Origin of the sequence: Candidatus Arthromitus sp. SFB-turkey (assembly GCF_001655775.1) — a bacterium.
GTDB classification, from domain to species: domain Bacteria; phylum Bacillota; class Clostridia; order Clostridiales; family Clostridiaceae; genus Dwaynesavagella; species Dwaynesavagella gallinarum.
In genome coordinates this window covers 97,552-116,443 of record NZ_LXFF01000023.1, presented here as the reverse complement: position 1 = coordinate 116,443, position 18,892 = coordinate 97,552, and the positions used below count along the sequence as shown (strand labels likewise).

The 18,892-nt window shown below is 24.1% G+C and carries 11 protein-coding genes; 2 read left to right on the top strand and 9 right to left on the bottom strand.

The features are described 5' to 3' along the window. Positions 1-14: 14 nt before the first annotated feature. From A6P36_RS04720 to A6P36_RS04710, 3 genes are all read right to left on the bottom strand, one after another. Positions 15-2,306 (bottom strand): glycoside hydrolase, encoded by a 2,292-nt coding sequence (locus A6P36_RS04720; protein WP_066761466.1) that lies wholly within the window; start codon positions 2,304-2,306, stop codon positions 15-17. A 70-nt stretch (positions 2,307-2,376) separates the two neighbouring features. Further along, on the bottom strand, positions 2,377-3,660 hold the full coding sequence (locus A6P36_RS04715; protein ID WP_242861661.1) for a sensor histidine kinase: 1,284 nt from the start codon (positions 3,658-3,660) through the stop codon (positions 2,377-2,379). Between the two features lie 61 nt (positions 3,661-3,721). Continuing rightward, on the bottom strand, positions 3,722-4,369 hold the full coding sequence (locus tag A6P36_RS04710; protein WP_066761464.1) for a response regulator transcription factor: 648 nt from the start codon (positions 4,367-4,369) through the stop codon (positions 3,722-3,724). 129 nt (positions 4,370-4,498) lie between these two features. Between A6P36_RS04710 and A6P36_RS04705 the strand changes: the two genes are divergently transcribed. Continuing rightward, positions 4,499-5,995 (top strand): phosphodiester glycosidase family protein, encoded by a 1,497-nt coding sequence (locus tag A6P36_RS04705; RefSeq protein WP_242861660.1) that lies wholly within the window; start codon positions 4,499-4,501, stop codon positions 5,993-5,995. A gap of 80 nt (positions 5,996-6,075) precedes the next feature. Here the strand turns inward: A6P36_RS04705 and bla are convergent, their stop codons facing one another. The 6 genes from bla to A6P36_RS04675 form a co-directional block, all read right to left on the bottom strand. After that, complete coding sequence (bla, locus tag A6P36_RS04700; protein WP_066761462.1) at positions 6,076-6,969, bottom strand: class A beta-lactamase; 894 nt, start codon at positions 6,967-6,969, stop codon at positions 6,076-6,078. Positions 6,970-7,188: 219 nt separating this feature from the next. Beyond that, positions 7,189-7,797, bottom strand: a complete 609-nt coding sequence (locus A6P36_RS04695; protein WP_066761461.1) for an AAA family ATPase — start codon at positions 7,795-7,797, stop codon at positions 7,189-7,191. 84 nt (positions 7,798-7,881) lie between these two features. Further along, positions 7,882-9,402 carry a hypothetical protein gene (locus A6P36_RS04690; RefSeq protein WP_066761460.1) on the bottom strand — a complete coding sequence of 507 codons (1,521 nt, stop codon included), beginning with the start codon at positions 9,400-9,402 and terminating at the stop codon, positions 7,882-7,884. 90 nt (positions 9,403-9,492) lie between these two features. After that, on the bottom strand, positions 9,493-9,738 hold the full coding sequence (locus A6P36_RS04685; RefSeq protein ID WP_066761459.1) for a hypothetical protein: 246 nt from the start codon (positions 9,736-9,738) through the stop codon (positions 9,493-9,495). Between the two features lie 21 nt (positions 9,739-9,759). Beyond that, on the bottom strand, positions 9,760-14,259 hold the full coding sequence (locus A6P36_RS04680) for an FtsK/SpoIIIE domain-containing protein (RefSeq protein ID WP_066761457.1): 4,500 nt from the start codon (positions 14,257-14,259) through the stop codon (positions 9,760-9,762). A gap of 129 nt (positions 14,260-14,388) precedes the next feature. Continuing rightward, the gene (locus A6P36_RS04675) at positions 14,389-18,303 is read right to left on the bottom strand and encodes a hypothetical protein (protein ID WP_066761455.1); all 3,915 of its coding nucleotides are present in this window, start codon (positions 18,301-18,303) and stop codon (positions 14,389-14,391) included. A 210-nt stretch (positions 18,304-18,513) separates the two neighbouring features. Between A6P36_RS04675 and A6P36_RS04670 the strand changes: the two genes are divergently transcribed. After that, entirely contained in the window at positions 18,514-18,879 is a 366-nt protein-coding gene (locus tag A6P36_RS04670) for a VOC family protein (RefSeq protein WP_066761453.1), read from the top strand. Positions 18,880-18,892: the final 13 nt, after the last annotated feature.

Below are 18,892 nucleotides of genomic sequence, written 5' to 3'. Positions count from 1 at the left end.
ATACAATAAAAAAATTATGCTTTGGGTATATACTCATATATATTTTCTCCATCAATTATTAACAATGATTTACTTTTTATTTTTTTATTTTCATATTCATAAATTTCATCTGAAAAATTAGCTATAACTTTAATATCCTCTCCGTATTGAGCCATTTGAACATTATCTGATAATTTTTCAAACTTTGTCATCTCTTTATTTATAACCTTCTTAGAAAAATCGCTCCAAACTTTTGAATGATTTACTATTGTATCTTTATATTTTTCCCACTCTTCCTTATCAAGGTGATAAAGTGGAGGCATGTTATATAGAACTTCATATAACATTCTTGTTTCAATGTCATCAACAAATTTTAAAGTTCCCCATCCCCACCAATAAGTTGTAATAACAGAATCATTGTACACTAACTTATAAAGTGGAATGCTATACTTACTACTTAAAAATATTTCTCTAAAATACTCTTTTAATGGAATTTGTTTTGAAAACATTTTTGCAACTCCACCAGTTGGTGAGTAATAAGCTCCAACATAATATTCACTTTCTTTATTTTTCATATCTGGATCCATCCATGCAAATGGATTTAATTCTATTCCATGTGAAAATGCTACATAAGGATTTATAAAATCATTTCCACCTTCAGTACCAACTACCATATTCTTTTCATTAGATACATACTTAATTCTTTCAATTCTTCCCTCAATGTCCTGTTTTTCAGTTGTAGTATGTTCTTTAGAATAATCATCATAAACCTCTCCAGTTCCATCTGTATCTAAGAACCAAGAATTAAAATTTATTCCTGTATCTAAAATTTTGTTTACTCTATTTTTTACACTTGGCATAGCTAGTGTAGGATTTAATTTTCTTCCAACACCGTTAAATCCTTCAATCTTTTCTCCTTTTTTATTTGTAACTGTTGCATTTTCAAATAAAGTTTCATCTTCAAATTTTGCTGTAATCCATTGTTCTTCTCCTGGCTTATGAATTGAATGATATGAATCATATGTTCCAATTAAATATCCATACTCATTTGCCATATCAACAAATTCTGGTTTTATAAACCCAGCTCTCCAGTCATCAAAACCAATCCAAAGATTTGAAAGTCCTGAATTTTTCATATCTTCTAAGACATCTACTGTTAAAGAATCTCCCCATTTCTCAACAGGATCAACCATATCTAAAAGTTTTGATTTTAATAATCTTTTGTTTAAATATATAAGTTCAATTTCATTTAAATTGTCTATTCCCTTTTCTAAATACTTTTCAATTTCTTTATCTTTAGTTTCAAAAATTTCTTCATTATAAAGTTCTCTCAATTGCACAACTTCACTTATGCCTTTTATAATGTTGTTTTTCACATACTTAGCTACATATTCTTCTTTATTAAGCTCATCAAAGGCATCTGCTAACTCTTTTCCTTCTTCAACTTTTTCATTTAATAATTTTTGTATCCAGGATTTTAAATCTTCTGGAAAATTATTTTTAAGTTTTGCCCATTTAATATTGTCTTCCCCAATTACTACGCTGTTCCAAAAATAAACATGAGAAGCTCCGTAAAGTTTCTTTATATTGTTGTTTTCCTTTTCCTTCTCTTTTAAAGTTTTAAATTTCCCCGTTTCAATTAAATAATTTCTATAAATTTTTGAAATATCCGTAACATCTTTATCAGCTACATAAATTCTAAAACCATATTCTTTATCTTCATTTATTGAAGGAAACTCATGGTCAAATGAAAACTTTATTTTATCTTTTGTATCAAAAGTTAATGTATTATTGTAAGGATTTTCTATAACATAAACCAAGCTATACTCTTCTTTATTTACTCCAAAGAACTGCATAGACAATCCTTCAATACCTTTAATCTCACCAATTTGATTAAAATATTTTTTCCAATTTTCATCATTATTTGGAATTAATTTTCCTTGTCCAATAGGAAGAATATACTCTTCTCCACTTACCATCGGCCATGAAAAATTATTTTCATCGCTTTTATTTGATTTTATAGAAACATCTAAATATTCCTTTTCCTTTTGAATATTTACATCTATTCCTTCCTTTTCATAAGTCCACGATGCTTTCTTACCATCATTTTTAAAATTACTAACTTCTCTTTTTTCTAAAGGATCAGAAACATTTTCAGTTACTCCGTCATACATAACTTTTAAATCAAAATTCTCTGGATTAACCTCAAAATTAAAATCAGTTTTATATTCATAATCAGCATTACTTAAAACTTTTTTGCTTACAGTCCCACTAACGCAAGATACCATATTAAACATTAGTAGTAACGATAAAACAATTTTTTTCAATTAACTCACCTCGGATAGAAATATATCAAGGTTATGTTACATGAATGTTACATTTATCCAATATTTTACATTAATTAAAATCAATATAAAATTCAAACTTATTATCTGTGCATTTAACACCAAATTCAAACTCATATTTTTCTAAAATTTCCTTAACAATAGGTAATCCTAATCCTGTTCCTGAAAAATTTTTATCTCTTGACTTTTCTAAAACATAAAATGGAATCCATATTTTTTCCATATCATCTTCAATTTTATCAATTACATTTATAATTCTAAATTTAATTTTTTCATTTTCCTTGTTTAAAAAAATTTCAATACGTTTATCATTTGAATACTTTATTGCATTAGTTAATAAATTTTCAAAAACCATATTAATATGATCTTTATTTGAAAAAACAAAATAATCTAAACCATCACAAATATTAACATCAACTTTTAATTTATTTTCATCAAAAACTAATTTGTACTTGTGTAAATTCTCATTAATAATTTTAAATAAATCTACTCTTTCTTTTTCATTTTCCTCACGTCCAATTTTAAACCACAATAACAAATTTTCTATAAGACCATCAATTTTATGTATTTCATCATGAATAACATCTAAATATGTACCATCATCAAACCCATCTTCAATTCCCTGAACATAAACTTTTATAATGGATAATGGAGTTTTAACCTCATGAGCAACATTGCACAATAATTCTTTCAACTTTAAATTCTGAGTATTAAGCTCTTTATGTGCTTTTTCCAAACTTTTACTCATATCATTTACACTATTTGCTAAATCTTCTATTTCATCTCCTGTTTTTATATTTTCAGTTCTAAAATTCAAAGAAGCAATATCTTTTGACAATACCTTTATATTTTTTAATGGTTTAATTATCATGTAGGAATTCACCCTAACAATTACCCAATTCAAAATAATTGAAAATATAATTATTAAAATTATAAATTTATTGATTATACTTATTATTTCACTAATACTTGATAAAGCTAAACCAATTACAAAAATATAATTTTCTTTTTTTAGAATTTTAACATAAAACTTATATTTAACTAATTCTTGATCATAAATTTTATTAACACTTGTGTAATTTAATTGTTCTAATACTTCTTCTGTTATCCAAAATTTATTCAATTTTATTTTTTTACGTTCTAAAGCATTGATTATCTCGTCATTTATTACATCAACATTTCCAAAATCTTTCACATATACAATAGTTGTTAAAGTTTTATTTTCAATATCTGTAATAACATTAAATAATTCATCTAGTTCAAGATTATTTATTTCTTTATAAACTTCATTTAAAGCTTGTCTTTTCTCAAGAATATAAAATTTATTTATAATCATTAAAATTAAAAATACAAATATTATAAATAAAAAATTGCTCACAAAAATTTTATTTTTTATCTTAATTTAAATCCACCTCCAAACTATATCCAATTCCTCTGTAAGTCTTTATACTATTTTCTCCAATCTTAGCTCTTAAACGCCTAATATGAGTATCAACTGTTCTATAGTCTCCTTCATAATCGATTCCCCAAACTAAACTTATTATCTTATCTCTTGATAAAATAATTCCTTTATTTTTTACAAAGCAACTCAATAAATCAAATTCAATTTTTGTCAAATTTAATATTTCATTGTTTCTATAAACTTTTTTATCATTAAAATTAATACGTATATCTCTAAAAGTTACATCTTTATCAATATTTAATAATTTCTTAGCTCTCATTATTAAAACTCTTAAATCAAAAGGCTTCTTAACATATTCATCTGCACCAATTCCAAGTACTTCTAACTCATCTTCAGTTTGAGTTCTAGCTGTAAGCATCAAAACTTTTGTATTCATATTTTCTTTTATGTATTTACAAACCTCAATTCCATTTAATTTTGGTATCATCCAATCTAAAATTACTAAATCGATTTTATTAGAATCACATTTCTTTATAGCATCTTCTCCATTTAAAGCTTCAAAAACATTAAATCCTTCTTTTTCAAAATAAAATTTTAATATCTTAACTAATTTTTCTTCGTCATCAACAATCATAACATTCATAAGTTTTCCTCCATAAATCTCTTTTAAAATATTAAGTATTTTTTAAATTTAGATTACGAATAATAATTTAGCACTAAAATAATAACTAAGAGGTGATGAAATATTAATCTATTTATTAAAATTTTTTTAATGGCTGCTCTTATTATTTCATTTGAAAAAATTTCAATATGCTCAAAATCATTTAAAGAACATAAACAAACAATCTCATCAACTCAAATAGGTATTGGTGTAAATCATGTGAATGAAGTAATCTATAATTTTATGAACAAAAATTCAAATCATCAAAATATCAATTACATAGAAATGGATTTAGGTTTAATAAATTCTACCTATTCTTTAATGTGCCATAAATCAAAAAATACAACAAATGGCAAAGAGACTTTAAATAATCAAGTGTTAAAAGAACAAGAAAATAAAAAGAACATAATTGGTGCAATAAATGGGGATTTTTTTAATCTTGAAAGTGGAATTCCTGTATGCAACAACTTAATAAATGGAGAATTTTTTTCAACTTCATTAACAAAAGATGAGGAAATTTTAAGACCTTGTTTTGCAATACTTGAAGATAATAGTATAGATATTGACCATTACCATTTTAGCGGAAATATTAATCTCATAGACAATAATTCATACAAAACACAAGTAAACATAGATTCAATAAACAGAAATGACTATATAGAAAATACAATAAATATTTTTAATCATAAAAATAATGAAAATTCAACAATATACCTTCCAAAAGAAAAGGAAGATGCTTTAATAATTTTAATAACACCTGAGGATCTAGATTCATCATTTTACAATTTAAAAACAATCAAAGGAAAAATCAAAAATATTATAAATGATCCAGCAAATACATACAAAATTTTCAAAGATGAAATTGCAATAGTTGCCTACAACGATAAAAAAAGTTTATTCTCAAAAGCATTTAATAATATGGATGTTGAAATTAACTTTGAAATCAAAAAATCTAGTGATTATTCAACACCACAAATCAAACATCTATTAACAGGACATGAATTCATATTGTACGATAACGAAATACCAGATAAAAATTATTTTTCTGAAACATGGAATTCAAGTTCTGTATATTCAAAAAATCACAGAACCGCATTAGCTCTTACAGACAGAAATACACTAATAATTTTAACAGTAGATAAAAAAGATTCATTTAAAGGAATGTCTTTGCCTGAGCTTGGAAATTTTTTAAAGTCAAAAGGCGCTTATAAAGCAATTAATCTTGATGGTGGAGGGTCAACCTCTATGATGATTAGAGAATTAGGCATTCATGCACTTAAAAAAATAAATTTAGCTCGCGAAGATAGATCTATTTCAAATTCAATTATGATTACAAATCTTCTACCTTACACAACAGACATTAAAGAATTTTATTTTCATGATTCACCACAAATAAACAGAGACGAAAATAAAAAATTAAACTTTGTTGCTTACGATACAAATTTAAATCCAATAGATATTTATCTCTTACCCGATTTAAAATTAACAAGTGATGTTGGAATTTTTGATATAAATGGAGTTTTCTATCCAGTTCAAATTCCATGCGAAGGAACTATAACAATTGAAATTGGCAAAATTATTAAAACTTATACTATTGAAATAAAATAAAAGAGTTAGTGAAACTTTCACCAACTCTTTTATTTATTGAACTATAATTCATAACAAAATATAATGTTAAATTATTTCCTCTATTGAATATATTTAAAAACTATTCTTGCCGCATCTTCAATTAACTTATTATCATACTTATCATCTTTTCCTTGCTTCTTAGAAAGTATTGCTACAAATATAGGATCTTTTCCTGGAGGAGTCACAACAGCTATATCGTTCCTTGTTCCATAAGAAGCTGCACCACTTTTATCTGCTACAACCCAATCAGAAGGTGCACCTGCACGAATTAATGCATTTCCTGTTGCATTATTTGACATCCAATCTATAAATATAGCTTTTTTATCATCCGATAATACATTACCTACTACATATTCTTTTAAATCTAATGCTAATTGTTTAGGTGTACTAGTATCTCTAATATCTCCTGGAGTAGCTTCATTCAATTCAGTTTCTTTTCTAGAAGGTTCTGTAATATTATCTCCTATTTTTTCTAAAGATTTTTTAAATCCTTCTGGACCACCAATAAGATCAAATTGCAAATTACCAGCAGTATTGTCACTTTGTCTAACAGCAGCCTCACATATTTCTCTAATAGTCATGCCCGTACTAACCTTATCTTTAGCTACTGGAGCATAGGACAATACATCTTGCTCTGTAAAATGTACAATATTTTCAAGTTCTTCAATTGAATATTTTTCTAAAATCGCACCTGCTGCTAATGCCTTATATGTAGAAGCATATGCAAATCTTTCATCAGCATTATAAGAAACAACATTACCTGTCCCTGTGTCTACTGCATAAATTCCTAATATTGCACCATAACTTTCTTCAAGATTTTTAAATTCACTACTATATTCAGTAACATCTCCTTTATAATTATCCAAATTGCTACTTTGACTTTTGCTACATCCTACAATTAATAAACTTACAAATATGATAACCACACTAAAAGTAAAATTTTTTTTAATCATATAACTATAAATTCCTCCTATTATTCACCATTTTAAACACAACTATCTCCATGTATAGCTAATATCTGCATGAACCATCAAATATTATTATATATAAAATATAAAAAAATGTAAATATATAATTTTCAAATAAAAAAAGGCTAGCTATTAAAATAACAATATAAATTACAACTCACAATTGTAAATTTAATTATTATTAAGCTAACCCTCTTATTTTATTTAAGATTTAAGAAACATTTTTGCAATTCCCTTAGCAACATCTTTTATTGATAATTTTGAAGTATTTATACACAAATCGTAATTCTTTCTATCTCCCCATTTTTTACCAGTAATAAATTGATAATACTTAGCTCTATTTTTATCTACCTCTAAAATCCTCTGTTTTAATTCTTTTTCAGATAAATTTTCACCTTCAGGTGCTTTATCTATACACCTTTTAACCTTAAAATCAAATTCTGAATACACAAATACTTTAAAAGGATTGTAATCTTGAAGAATATAATCTGCACAACGTCCTATAATAACACAATCAGACTTCTTAGCCATTTCAACTAAAGTATTACTTTGTTCCATATAAACATTATTACTATGTTCCAAAACAGGATTAAATATTGAATAAAAACTATGTCCTATTGTAATAGGAAAAGATATTATAGGTCTATTTTCAACTACTTGCTGAACATATTCTTCTGCCAATCTAGTTTTCTTTGATATTTCTGTGATAATTTCTTTATCATAATATGCTATTTGCAAATGTTCAGCAAGACGCTTTCCAAATTCTCGTCCACCACTTCCAAATTCTCGCCCAATTGTAATAATTCTATTCATAATAAAAATCCCTCCACTATTACACAGAAATCTTATCTTGTTATAACTATACAAAACATTTAAAACATGTTCAACCACTGTAAATTACATTTGAGTAATTTTATTAAATATATCTTCAAAAATAGGATTTTCAAATATATAATTTAAAATTTCATTAACAATCTCATCTTTATTTTTAGACTCTTCTACCATCTTATCAATAATCATAACATTCATATGTCTATACTCATCTTCACTAGGAACAGTATTTAAAATTGATTTATATAAATTATTTATAATTTCCTCATAGGAATAATCAAACATCAAAAATTTTCTATCCAAACATATACTACGTATAAATTTCTCAAATTCTTCTTTACTATTTGTTATAGAATACTTTAAAAATTCAAATTCTTCTTCTGAAAAATCTTTGTTAAGAATATTTAAGAAAATTCCATTTAAATAACTATACAAAGTCATATCTTCTTCATTTTGAAAAAAGTTTTCCTTTTTATTCAAAATAAAATTTTCAAGTGATGTAACTACTTGCCCATCTTCAAAATAAACAACATAACTTTGATTCTTTAAAACAACATCTTTTACACCTGTAACTCCATTTAATTCGTGATGAATATTGTAAGGTATTGTTATTGATCCATCTCTATGAAGAACTATTGTTAAATACCCAGATTCATAAACCATTTTAACATTTTCAAAAGTATTCATATATTCTATTTTCTGTTCATTAAAATCACTTATTTCATTATCACTTTGTATATGATAAAACAATTTTCCATCTGTAGTTATGAAATAAGATTTATATAAAACACTTTCTCCTGATGAAAATCTATCTATAACAATGTTTTCTACATTAGAAAGATACTCTGATGGTGCTTTAAAATCTTTTTCAAATATTGGTATTGCTTTATTATCAAAAGTTACAACATACAAATTTTCATCTTCTTTTATAAATTTTTTAGCATTAAGGATTAATTCAACTTTGGAAGAAATTTTTTCATATCCATCACCTAATCCTACAACTCTACCATCTTTTTTTATTATGAGCAAAACATTATCTTGATATATAACTGCTTCTATAACATTAGTCAAACCTTTAATAACACTAATACCATTAGTTCCATCTCCAACTATTGAAACTGTATCATCTTGTTCATATATCAAAACTACTTTATCACTTAAAGCTTTTATATCCTTAACATTTTTAAAACTCTCAAGAAATTTTGAGGTTTTTTGATTCTCTGAAAGAACCCTTCCATCAATTGTTAAAAGAAACTTGCCATCAATTTTACTAACCTTTGTTTCATCAGATATTCTGAAATCAATGGAAGAAATTATTTTGTTATCCTCAGTAAGTGCAATAAAATCATTTTCATTAATACTGAGAGATAAAAGTTCTGGTAAATCGTCAGGAACAATATCTTCCATACCTTTATTTAATTTTATCAATTCTCCATTTTCATTTATTAAATAAATCATTTCATTTTGACCATGAGTATTTAATATTTGCACATTAAAATTAGATTTTGTTTGAGCAAATACAACTATAAAACTAAAAAAACTCATAACCAATCCAATTATAATTGATTTTTTTATTTTATTACTCATTAATCCTCCTAAAAATAAAATATATTATTGAATAATATGATTTAAAAATAAAAAGCATGCTTTTAAAATTATAGCATGCTTTTTTATATGTCATATTAATAAAAATTTTTCACCATTATGAATTGCATAATCGTCTATAGTTAAATCATCTTCCAACTTTTTATTATCATTGAAACTTAAAAATAAATAATTTTCTCTAATAAACTCATTATCATATTTAACATTATACACTGCTTCTAATATCAAACTTTTTAGTGTAGCAATGTTAAGTTGAGTAGATATCTTAAAATCATAAATTCTATTTTTCTCTGGAATACAAACTTGTATATATACCATATCAATTACTCCCAACAAACTTTAATCTATAGTTACTGAAATTTTTTCAGATTTATATACTACAAATGTTCCCATATTTAAATCATGTTCATGATTTAAAACTATAGTTAATCCATCTTTTAGCAAGAAATTTAAAATCTTTAAAAATCTTTTATCTATTCCGCTTTTCTTATTTAAAGAAGTAACAAAATAAATTCCAATTTCTTTATCAACGTTTAAAATATTATTTAAAATTCCAAACATATTATCATCAAGATGCTTTAAAAATATATCTACCTCAGGTATAAACACACATAATTTTTCTTCACTTGATAAATTAAAGTCTTGCTTATCAATTCTATTTTTAACAACCTCTTGAAGCCAAATTAAAAACTCTCTAACTTTATTTTTATCAGAAGCATACCAATAAAATTTACTGTGATTAAATTCTTTAATCTTATTATCAGAATTATCTAGGAAATAACATTTAACTCCACTCTTACTTAAAATATTAAAAATGTTATCTATAACCACTTTACTATTACTTATCCCATTATGCATAATTGAAATAGTTTTTGGTATAACATCAAATTCGTTTATGACTTCTGATAAAGTTAATTCCTTAGTTTCTTCTAAATTATTTTTTCTGTTATCATCAAAACTTTTTTCAGATTTTTCTTCAATCATCTCATAATCATGATTTATTTCAAAATCTTTTATAGTTTCATTATCAAGTGCTTCTTTAATATCTGATACGTCATAAATTCTGTTGTTTATATCATTCATTTGTATAAATAAAGACTTAAGTTTATTATTAAGTTCAACATCATTTTCACAATTCATAGGAATAGCTACTTGAAATTCTAAAATTCTACTTCCTTTTCCATCTGAATAACGTACAAGTCCTCTTCCTTTAAATTTAGAATTTATACTACAATCTTCTCCTAAAATCTTCCTATAAATCTCTTCATTATTTAATCTCAACACAAATTTATTATCAAAATACTCTGATAACTTTATTTCAATTTCCCCATACTCACATGAAACAACACAAACAAATATACCGTAAGATTTTCCATCTCTAGCTAACATTTTTATAAAATTACTATAATCCCAAACATTATTAACTATATCTTGAATGCTATCTATAACTAAAACTACATATGGAAGCTGTTCTCCTGTTTTAACTTTATAATTTTCAACAGATGAAATATCTAAATTCTCAAAAATTTTCTTTCTTAATTCAAATTCATCTAATATCTTTTTAAATAATCCATTAACTTCATCTTTGCTATATGCAATATCTTTTACATGAGGGGCATAACTAAAATAATCTGTATTTCTCGTATTAACATCAACCATATAAACATTTAGATAATTTGGTTTATATTCGCAACAAAGAGAATAAACCAAAGTTTTTACTAAAGTACTTTTTCCTGTTCCAGGTGCACCATAAACAAATAAATTTCCTAAGTTTTTAAAATCAACCTCTAAAAATCTTTGAACCTGATATTTAGGATCATCTATAATTCCAACTATAGCCGAACATTTATTTCTAGAATCACACCACATAAAACCATTAAAATTACTTGCATATCCAACTAAATCTTGAAGACACAAATATCTTAAAGAAGAATTAAAAATAGATATATTTAAATCCATTTCATTAGACAAATTAATAATTTTATCTATAATTGAAATTTGTTGAGTTATAGAATCCTCAAAATACTGTATTCTACTAACTTTTTTAACTATCAATCCGCAATTATTAACAACATCTAAATTTTCATCACTATTTTCAATATCATGTTCAGCATTAGAAAAAGCAACTTCTACATTTTTAAATATTTGAGAATCAGAAAACTTCACATTAAATAAACCGGAGCTTTTTGGATTAGAAATACTGTTATCTTCCAAAATATTATACATATCTTTTATACTTGAAAATCTAAAACACACTTTAAAATTAAACTTGGATAAATCTATTTCATTCCCTTCAACAAATAAATCTACCTTATTAGTCGAAAGAATAACATGAATTCCAACAACTGACATGGAAGCATACAAATCTGTCAATTCCTTTATAAATCCTATATCCAAATCACTAACATCATCAATAACTATAACAAGATGAGGTATTATAGATGTATTTGAATAATTATCATATATATTTAAATAAGAATTTATATCATTTACTTTTAAACTATCAAATAAAGCTTGTCTTTTACTTATCTCATTTTTTATCAATAAAATTAATCTATTTTTTTCAGATTCACTTTCTTTATCCAAAATGTCTACCACATGTGGTAAATTTATAAACGGATTTAATTTTAAATTATGGTTTGATTTTAAAATTATAAAATTTAAAGTATTAGGATGAAAATTTATACAGTAAGACAAAATTAAACTTTTTATAAATTCCGTTTTTCCCATTCCACTTTCACCAAGTATAATTCCATTAGGTCCATTGTGTTTCGCATGAATATTAATCGAAAATATCTCTTTATTATTTTTAACAGCTATTGGAATATCGCTCATACTTGATAATTTGTTTTTATTCCACTTTTCACGAATATTCAAATCATCTATATGAGAAATCCCATACAAATCAAAAATAGATTTATTTTCAAATTTCTTAATATCATCTGAACTATCAAACATTTTAATTTTAGACAATGAATAAACAAACTTATTCATATCAATCAAATTCGATATATCAGAGTAATCATGTGGAATAACTAACTTTTTTACACCATTATCTTGAATTTTATAAAACGTTTGAGAATCCTCATCAATATCTAAAACATATCTAAATGAACTAGGAACATTTTTGTTATCTATTGTAACAAGAACAAACGAAACATTAATTTTCTTACTAACCTTTTTTATATATTTCAAGAACGAATCTATAACTAAACTAAAATCATAAAATATAAAAATTACATAACCAGTTCTAAACTCTTGATTCTCATCCTCTGACAACATTGCTTCTCTTTCAGAAATGATGTTTTTAATATCATAAATCACGTCAACAAGTTCCTCATTATTTGAAGCTACATATCTAAAATCTTTCTTTTCTGAGTACACATGAGGAATTTCTTTAACATAATCCATATTACTTTCATGCTGTTTTGAATATAAAAAACCAATCTTCAAATCTCGATACGAGTGTAATGATATAAGTTGAACCAAAAAATTCTTCACAACATCATAAAGTCTGCTCATATCTCCAACAATTGCAATCTTATTAATTTCTCTTAAAGGAATAGTTATTGGTGCCTTTTTTATCGTTTTAAAATTACTTGTAATTTTAAGATAATTTTTATAAAGCTCATGATCTTCAGGCAAATTAGAAACAACATCTGATTTTATATACAGATTTTCAAAATATAAATTACCTTGTCCGATTGTTAAATTTAAAAAATCTTTATCATCACTATTTCTTTCCCAAAGTTTCTTATCAAAATTAATAACTCTCTTATAACAATCAATAACTTTGGGATATCTTTGATATAAAGCTCTAACTCTTTCTTCTCTAATCAAAGTAAGTTTTTTAAACTTATTATTTAAATACGAATTATAATCTTTTACTTTCTGGTTAATCTTAGATTTATTTGAAGTAACTCCAACCACATAAAAAATCAAAGTAAATAATATACCAATTACTCCTGCATAGATTAAATAAACCATACTACCAACATTCTTAAAAAACAAACCTAAAACTATCAGAACAAAAGTAACTGTAACTAATGGTATAACTCCAAAATACAAAAATCTAGAATTAAAATTAAAATCAATATTAGGGGGGTTTATAGTAATACTTTTATCTTCATCTAAATCATCATAAAATTTATCTCTATCAACAATACTCTTCTTAAAATTTATAAATTTTTTAGGAAGAGAACTATTAATTTTATTTTCTTTAACAATGGGAAGTTCAGAATATACATTTTCATTTGGATTATTTACAGCTATATAATCTCCTAAATATACACATTTGAAACCATAAAGAAAAATAACATCTCCAAACTTAAGTTCAGATTTTACAAATTTAACTTGATTTATATAACATCCAACAGCATCACTAACTGTTTCTACTACTCTATTTTCTTTAAATTTTAAAACTATATGATAATCCAAAACATTTGAATTTTTATAAATTATATCATTATCTTCACTTTTACCAATTTTAATTTGATCAATTCCTTTTACATTAAACTTGTAAAAAACGGAATTAAATTGATCTTCAAATTGAATAAGTAAAACAACTTTAGAACTTTCATAAGGAAAATTACAAACCAAAATATCTCCATCTAAAATTGATTTTGATTTAACATTTTGATTTTTATACATAAACACTAAATCATGAGTTGATTTCAATTTATAAAATCCGTCCTCATACTCAAAAGAAATCACATAATCTTTGATAAATAGTGTACTAAATCTATCTAACAAAAAATCAACCGTTTTATTTTGAGACTCATCAATCTCCCATTCAATTAGCTTATCCTTACAAAATAAATAAATTTTTATTTTTTTCATAATCCCCTCTTAAAAGTTTTTCAATACTTTGTACACATTATATTAACATATTTATGAACTTCATTCAATATTTTGAAACAATTTTGTAATAAAAAAAATAAAGGTAGTGCTAAAAAGCACTACCTCTGTTTATTTTACATCTATTTTAGAGATTAATTCCCTATATCTTCCATCTAAAATATTTACAAACTTACTTAATATTTTCAATCTATTTGATTTAAAATCCGAAACAGATGAATTATTAATTAATAAATTTTCTTTAATATTTCTATAAACATCTACAATATAATTTATCTGACTATCTATATCAGTCCATAAATCCTTACTCCAAATCTTCAAAATATTACATCCAAATTTCTCAAAATATATAACAGAATCAATATTTCTCTCAGTAGGATCTTTAAATTTTTTGATTAACTTTCCATCAAGATCAACAAATAAAATATACTGTTTAAAATCATTATCATATATTGCTAAATCAAATTTATAGGATAAATTTCCGAAATTTCTATCAACAACTAAACCTTTCTCAGCTAATTTATGTTGTATTTTATTTATTACATCTTCACACTTATCTTTAGCACAAGTTGATTCATTTAAATTACTCATAACTTCATCAACTTTTCCAATTGAAATTGATTTTGCATAACTTAAATATCTTTTCAATAGTTTTATATTTTCATTATCATATTCTTTTAAATTAAGTTCTTCAATGTTAAAGGATGAAACAATTTTCATTTCATTAGTTGCAAGATTCATAAAAATATTTAATTTATTTAATCCTGTACTATCTTCTATCTCATCAAATTTTAATTCAAATGCACCTTCAATATTAAAACCTCCACCTAAAGCGAAAATTATAATATCTCTTCTATCGTAATTAATCTCTCCTATACTTTTTACATAAATTCCATCGTAAGTTTTATCTGAATATTTTTTACATTCTTTATAGTACAAATAGTTAAATGTTTGATCTAATTTTATCCTATCTTCTAAAATTTTAGAAATTAAATCAGCGTAATCTTTAGTTAAAGTAACAATTCCAATTGATTGTTCAATATTTTTATTTTTAAGTATGTCATACAAAAGACTAACAACAAATTCTGCTTCATTTTCATTAATTCCATCAACAACCTGAGAATTAATTTTAAATATATCAAATGGAGTTTTAATTTCTGAAAATTTCACCAAATTTGGAGCTTTTATAATATCCAAATTATTAAAAAATACATTTGAAAGCTCACTTAAAATTTCCGAACCTTCAGAATACAAATATCTTAACTCTAAAAACTCATATCTATCTTTTATAAATTTGAATAAATTATCACACACATAATCACTTTGAGAAGAAATTATGTTATATATTTTGTTTTGAGAATTAATCTGCTTTTCGTCACCAAACACAACAACTTGCTTTGCTCTGTACATATGTGGAATAACATCTGAAATATAATAACCATGACCATCATCAATTATAATATAATCAAACATTCCCTCAATCATTGGTAATGTTGACGAAACTAAACTATGTTCAATTAAAAAACACGGAAATAATTCCAAACAAATATCAAAAACTTCTCTCATAAATCTTTTAATTGAGTAATTTTCTACATTAGATATAACATCTCTAACAAAGTTCTCTTTATTACCATTACAAATGTAATTAAAAGCATGACTTTTAACCTTATTTAATACAAACTTATCAATTCCATCTTTTCTTTCTTCAAATAATTGTCTTAAATTTTCAAAAGATTCATCAACAAATTTATATTTCATAAGTTCATCTCCGCACTTATGATGGCGTCTCATAATATTTATAAGTACAGAAAATTTCAAAATCTCTTCTAAATTATCATTCATCATCTGTTCATTTACAGAGTTATTATAAATGTACTCTAATATATCACTCAATACTCTATCGAAGTTTTGAATTTTATAAGTACTTGCTAAAAACTTATGAAAAGATTCTAACATTTCTAAAAGCGTTGTTATAAATTCAGTAATATCTTCAAAATTTAAAACCTTATCCCTTATAAAGTTAAAATTCTCAATTTTCAAAATTTCTTCTAAAAAACTTATATCTTCAACAAGTCTACTTACAGACCTATAATATCCTTCAACATTTGAATATACTTTTTCACTTGTAGCTTCACTAATATCATCTTTACTGCCTTTTTTGTTTTTCAAAAAGCTTAAATTTTTAAACCAAGAATCATTACTTTCATCAGAAACAAATTCTCTATTTACATAACTTTTATCAAACTTTCTAGCTTCATTAATTATTTCACCTTTAGTTAAATTACCTTCTTTAAAAAGCTCTATAATCTTTAAACTACATTCATTTTTTTCAATATCCAAAGCTACTTTTCTAGATTTTAAATCCTCTAATCTTAAAATATAAATTTCTCTTTTTTCTATTTCAAAATCATCTCTAATAAAATTCACAATTTTGTATTTATTTAAATACTCTTTATGTTCAATAAAAAGATTTATAAGTCCCTCATTTTTAATCTTATTTATGGAAGAAACTATTTCATTAAATGTACATCCTGAAACTGGGTTATTACTTGTAAATTTCTTAAATGCCTCATTATCTAAATTATCATTATCTATTCCCATTGTATATTCATACATCTGTTGGAGAGATAATCCAAATTTCTCCACATTATTGTAAACTTCATTAGCTTCATTTATAAACGAATATTTATTACAAATATCTTCAACTACTTTTTCAAAATGCTCACAAAAAACATCATCATTTTTAAATGTATTTATAGCATTAAACTCTCTTATAAAATTGTCATAAAAGTCTTTTTCACAATTAGTTACTTTCATAACCACTGAATTTATACTTGAAAGTTTAGAATACATCTTTTCAAGAAAATGATTATTTTTCGTAACTAACAAAACTTTTTTATTTTTTGAAATTTTATCAAGTATAAAGTTAAAAATTGTTGTGTTCTTTCCTGTTCCTATTGGAGAATTTACAAGACAAACATTCTTGTTATCCACAAATTTTATAGCATTTTGTTGACTAAAATCTAAAACATCTTTTACATATAGGTTTTCACTTGGTTTTACATTATCCAAACAATTATTATTTTCTTTATCTAAAATTCTAAAAATAACACTTTCTGATATATCAACATTTTTTAAATATTCGTAATCATTAAATTCATCATTAATTATTTGAAAATCTCCAATAACAATAAAATTTCGAACTTTTAAATATGGTTTACCATCAACAAAACTATTTAAAATATCCGAAAATTTTTCAATATTACTATTTAAAAATCCATCATTAAAATTTAATGTAATATCATAATTTTTCAAAAAATCTAAAACGTTATAAATTACTTCTCTTTTAAATTCACTTTTAAAACTATATTCTTCTTTAATATCAATCTGTTTATCATTAAATATTTGTTTCAATATAAGCAACAAATATTTATTTATTTCAATCTTTTGATTTAAATTTTTCTCCAAATACCAAGAATTATTTTCATTAAATAACCTAATTGGTATTAAAAAAAGTGGCATTCTAACATAATTTTTTTCATCCACATATCCTTCAACAAAAGGATATCCCACATATAAATATTTTTCTTTATCATCTTTACATAAAATTTCTAAATCTGAAATTATTCCTGACATATAACTATACTTTTCATTTAAAACATCTAAATGCTTATTTATATTGTTTCTATAAAAATTTTCTAAAAAATTTCTATATTCATCACGGTCTTCAAAATCCGTATTATTTTCAAATTCCTCTAATTTTTCATTTTTCTCTTTATTTACTATGTTTTTTATATCTTCTATTTTTGCATTTTGCCATTCCAAAGGGTCGTCAACTATTTTTAAAATGTTATCCTTATCAGAAAATATAAAATCTATAAGATTTAAATACAATTCCTCGTTAAACTTTTTTAAATTGTATAAATCAAAAAATTTATTTTTATCAATCTCATCTAAATATATTGTCTTATTCTCTAAAGTTAAATTGATCAAAATGTCTTGATATTTCTTTAAATTATCATTCATTAATATCACCTTTAACTTATTTAAATAAAAATTAATCCATAAGGTTAGTATTATTATTTTCTTCCTAATACAAATCAAGTATACAATATTTTTTATTTTTTTACACTTAATTATTAACTTTGTATTAAAATTTTTAATCATGATTGAATATATCACATTAATTATGAAACAATTATATTAGAATATTATTTTAGAATTGGAGGATAAAAAATGATAGAAAATATTTGTAATGTATTTATCTTTGTTGATAATCAAGAAAATGCAAAGAAATTTTGGACTGAAAAAATTGGATTTGAAATAAAAATTGATACACCTATGCAAGATAATTATTCTTGGATAGAAGTTGTTCCTAAAACTGGACAAACAACTCTAGTTCTTTACCCTAAAGCTCTTAAAAAAGATTTTAAAACTTCTGATAGCACAATAACATTTTTTACAAAAGATATAGAAAAGACTTTTAACGAATTATCTTCAAAAGGAGTAAAATTTTCCAAAAAACCTGAAAATACTGGATTTGGTATTTTTACAGAATTCTATGATGAAGATGGAAATACATTTTCTTTAAAACAAGTTTAAAAAATAAAAGTGT

Bases quoted from the DNA above. Each gene is read 5' to 3' on its own strand.
- A6P36_RS04670 (WP_066761453.1), top strand. From the start codon at position 18,514: ATGATAGAAAATATTTGTAATGTATTTATCTTTGTTGATAATCAAGAA.
- A6P36_RS04715 (WP_242861661.1), bottom strand. From the start codon at position 3,660: ATGATTATAAATAAATTTTATATTCTTGAGAAAAGACAAGCTTTAAAT.
- A6P36_RS04710 (WP_066761464.1), bottom strand. From the start codon at position 4,369: ATGAATGTTATGATTGTTGATGACGAAGAAAAATTAGTTAAGATATTA.
- A6P36_RS04680 (WP_066761457.1), bottom strand. From the start codon at position 14,259: ATGAAAAAAATAAAAATTTATTTATTTTGTAAGGATAAGCTAATTGAA.
- A6P36_RS04675 (WP_066761455.1), bottom strand. From the start codon at position 18,303: ATGAATGATAATTTAAAGAAATATCAAGACATTTTGATCAATTTAACT.
- A6P36_RS04690 (WP_066761460.1), bottom strand. From the start codon at position 9,402: ATGAGTAATAAAATAAAAAAATCAATTATAATTGGATTGGTTATGAGT.
- bla (WP_066761462.1), bottom strand. From the start codon at position 6,969: ATGATTAAAAAAAATTTTACTTTTAGTGTGGTTATCATATTTGTAAGT.
- A6P36_RS04705 (WP_242861660.1), top strand. From the start codon at position 4,499: ATGGCTGCTCTTATTATTTCATTTGAAAAAATTTCAATATGCTCAAAA.
- A6P36_RS04695 (WP_066761461.1), bottom strand. From the start codon at position 7,797: ATGAATAGAATTATTACAATTGGGCGAGAATTTGGAAGTGGTGGACGA.
- A6P36_RS04685 (WP_066761459.1), bottom strand. From the start codon at position 9,738: ATGGTATATATACAAGTTTGTATTCCAGAGAAAAATAGAATTTATGAT.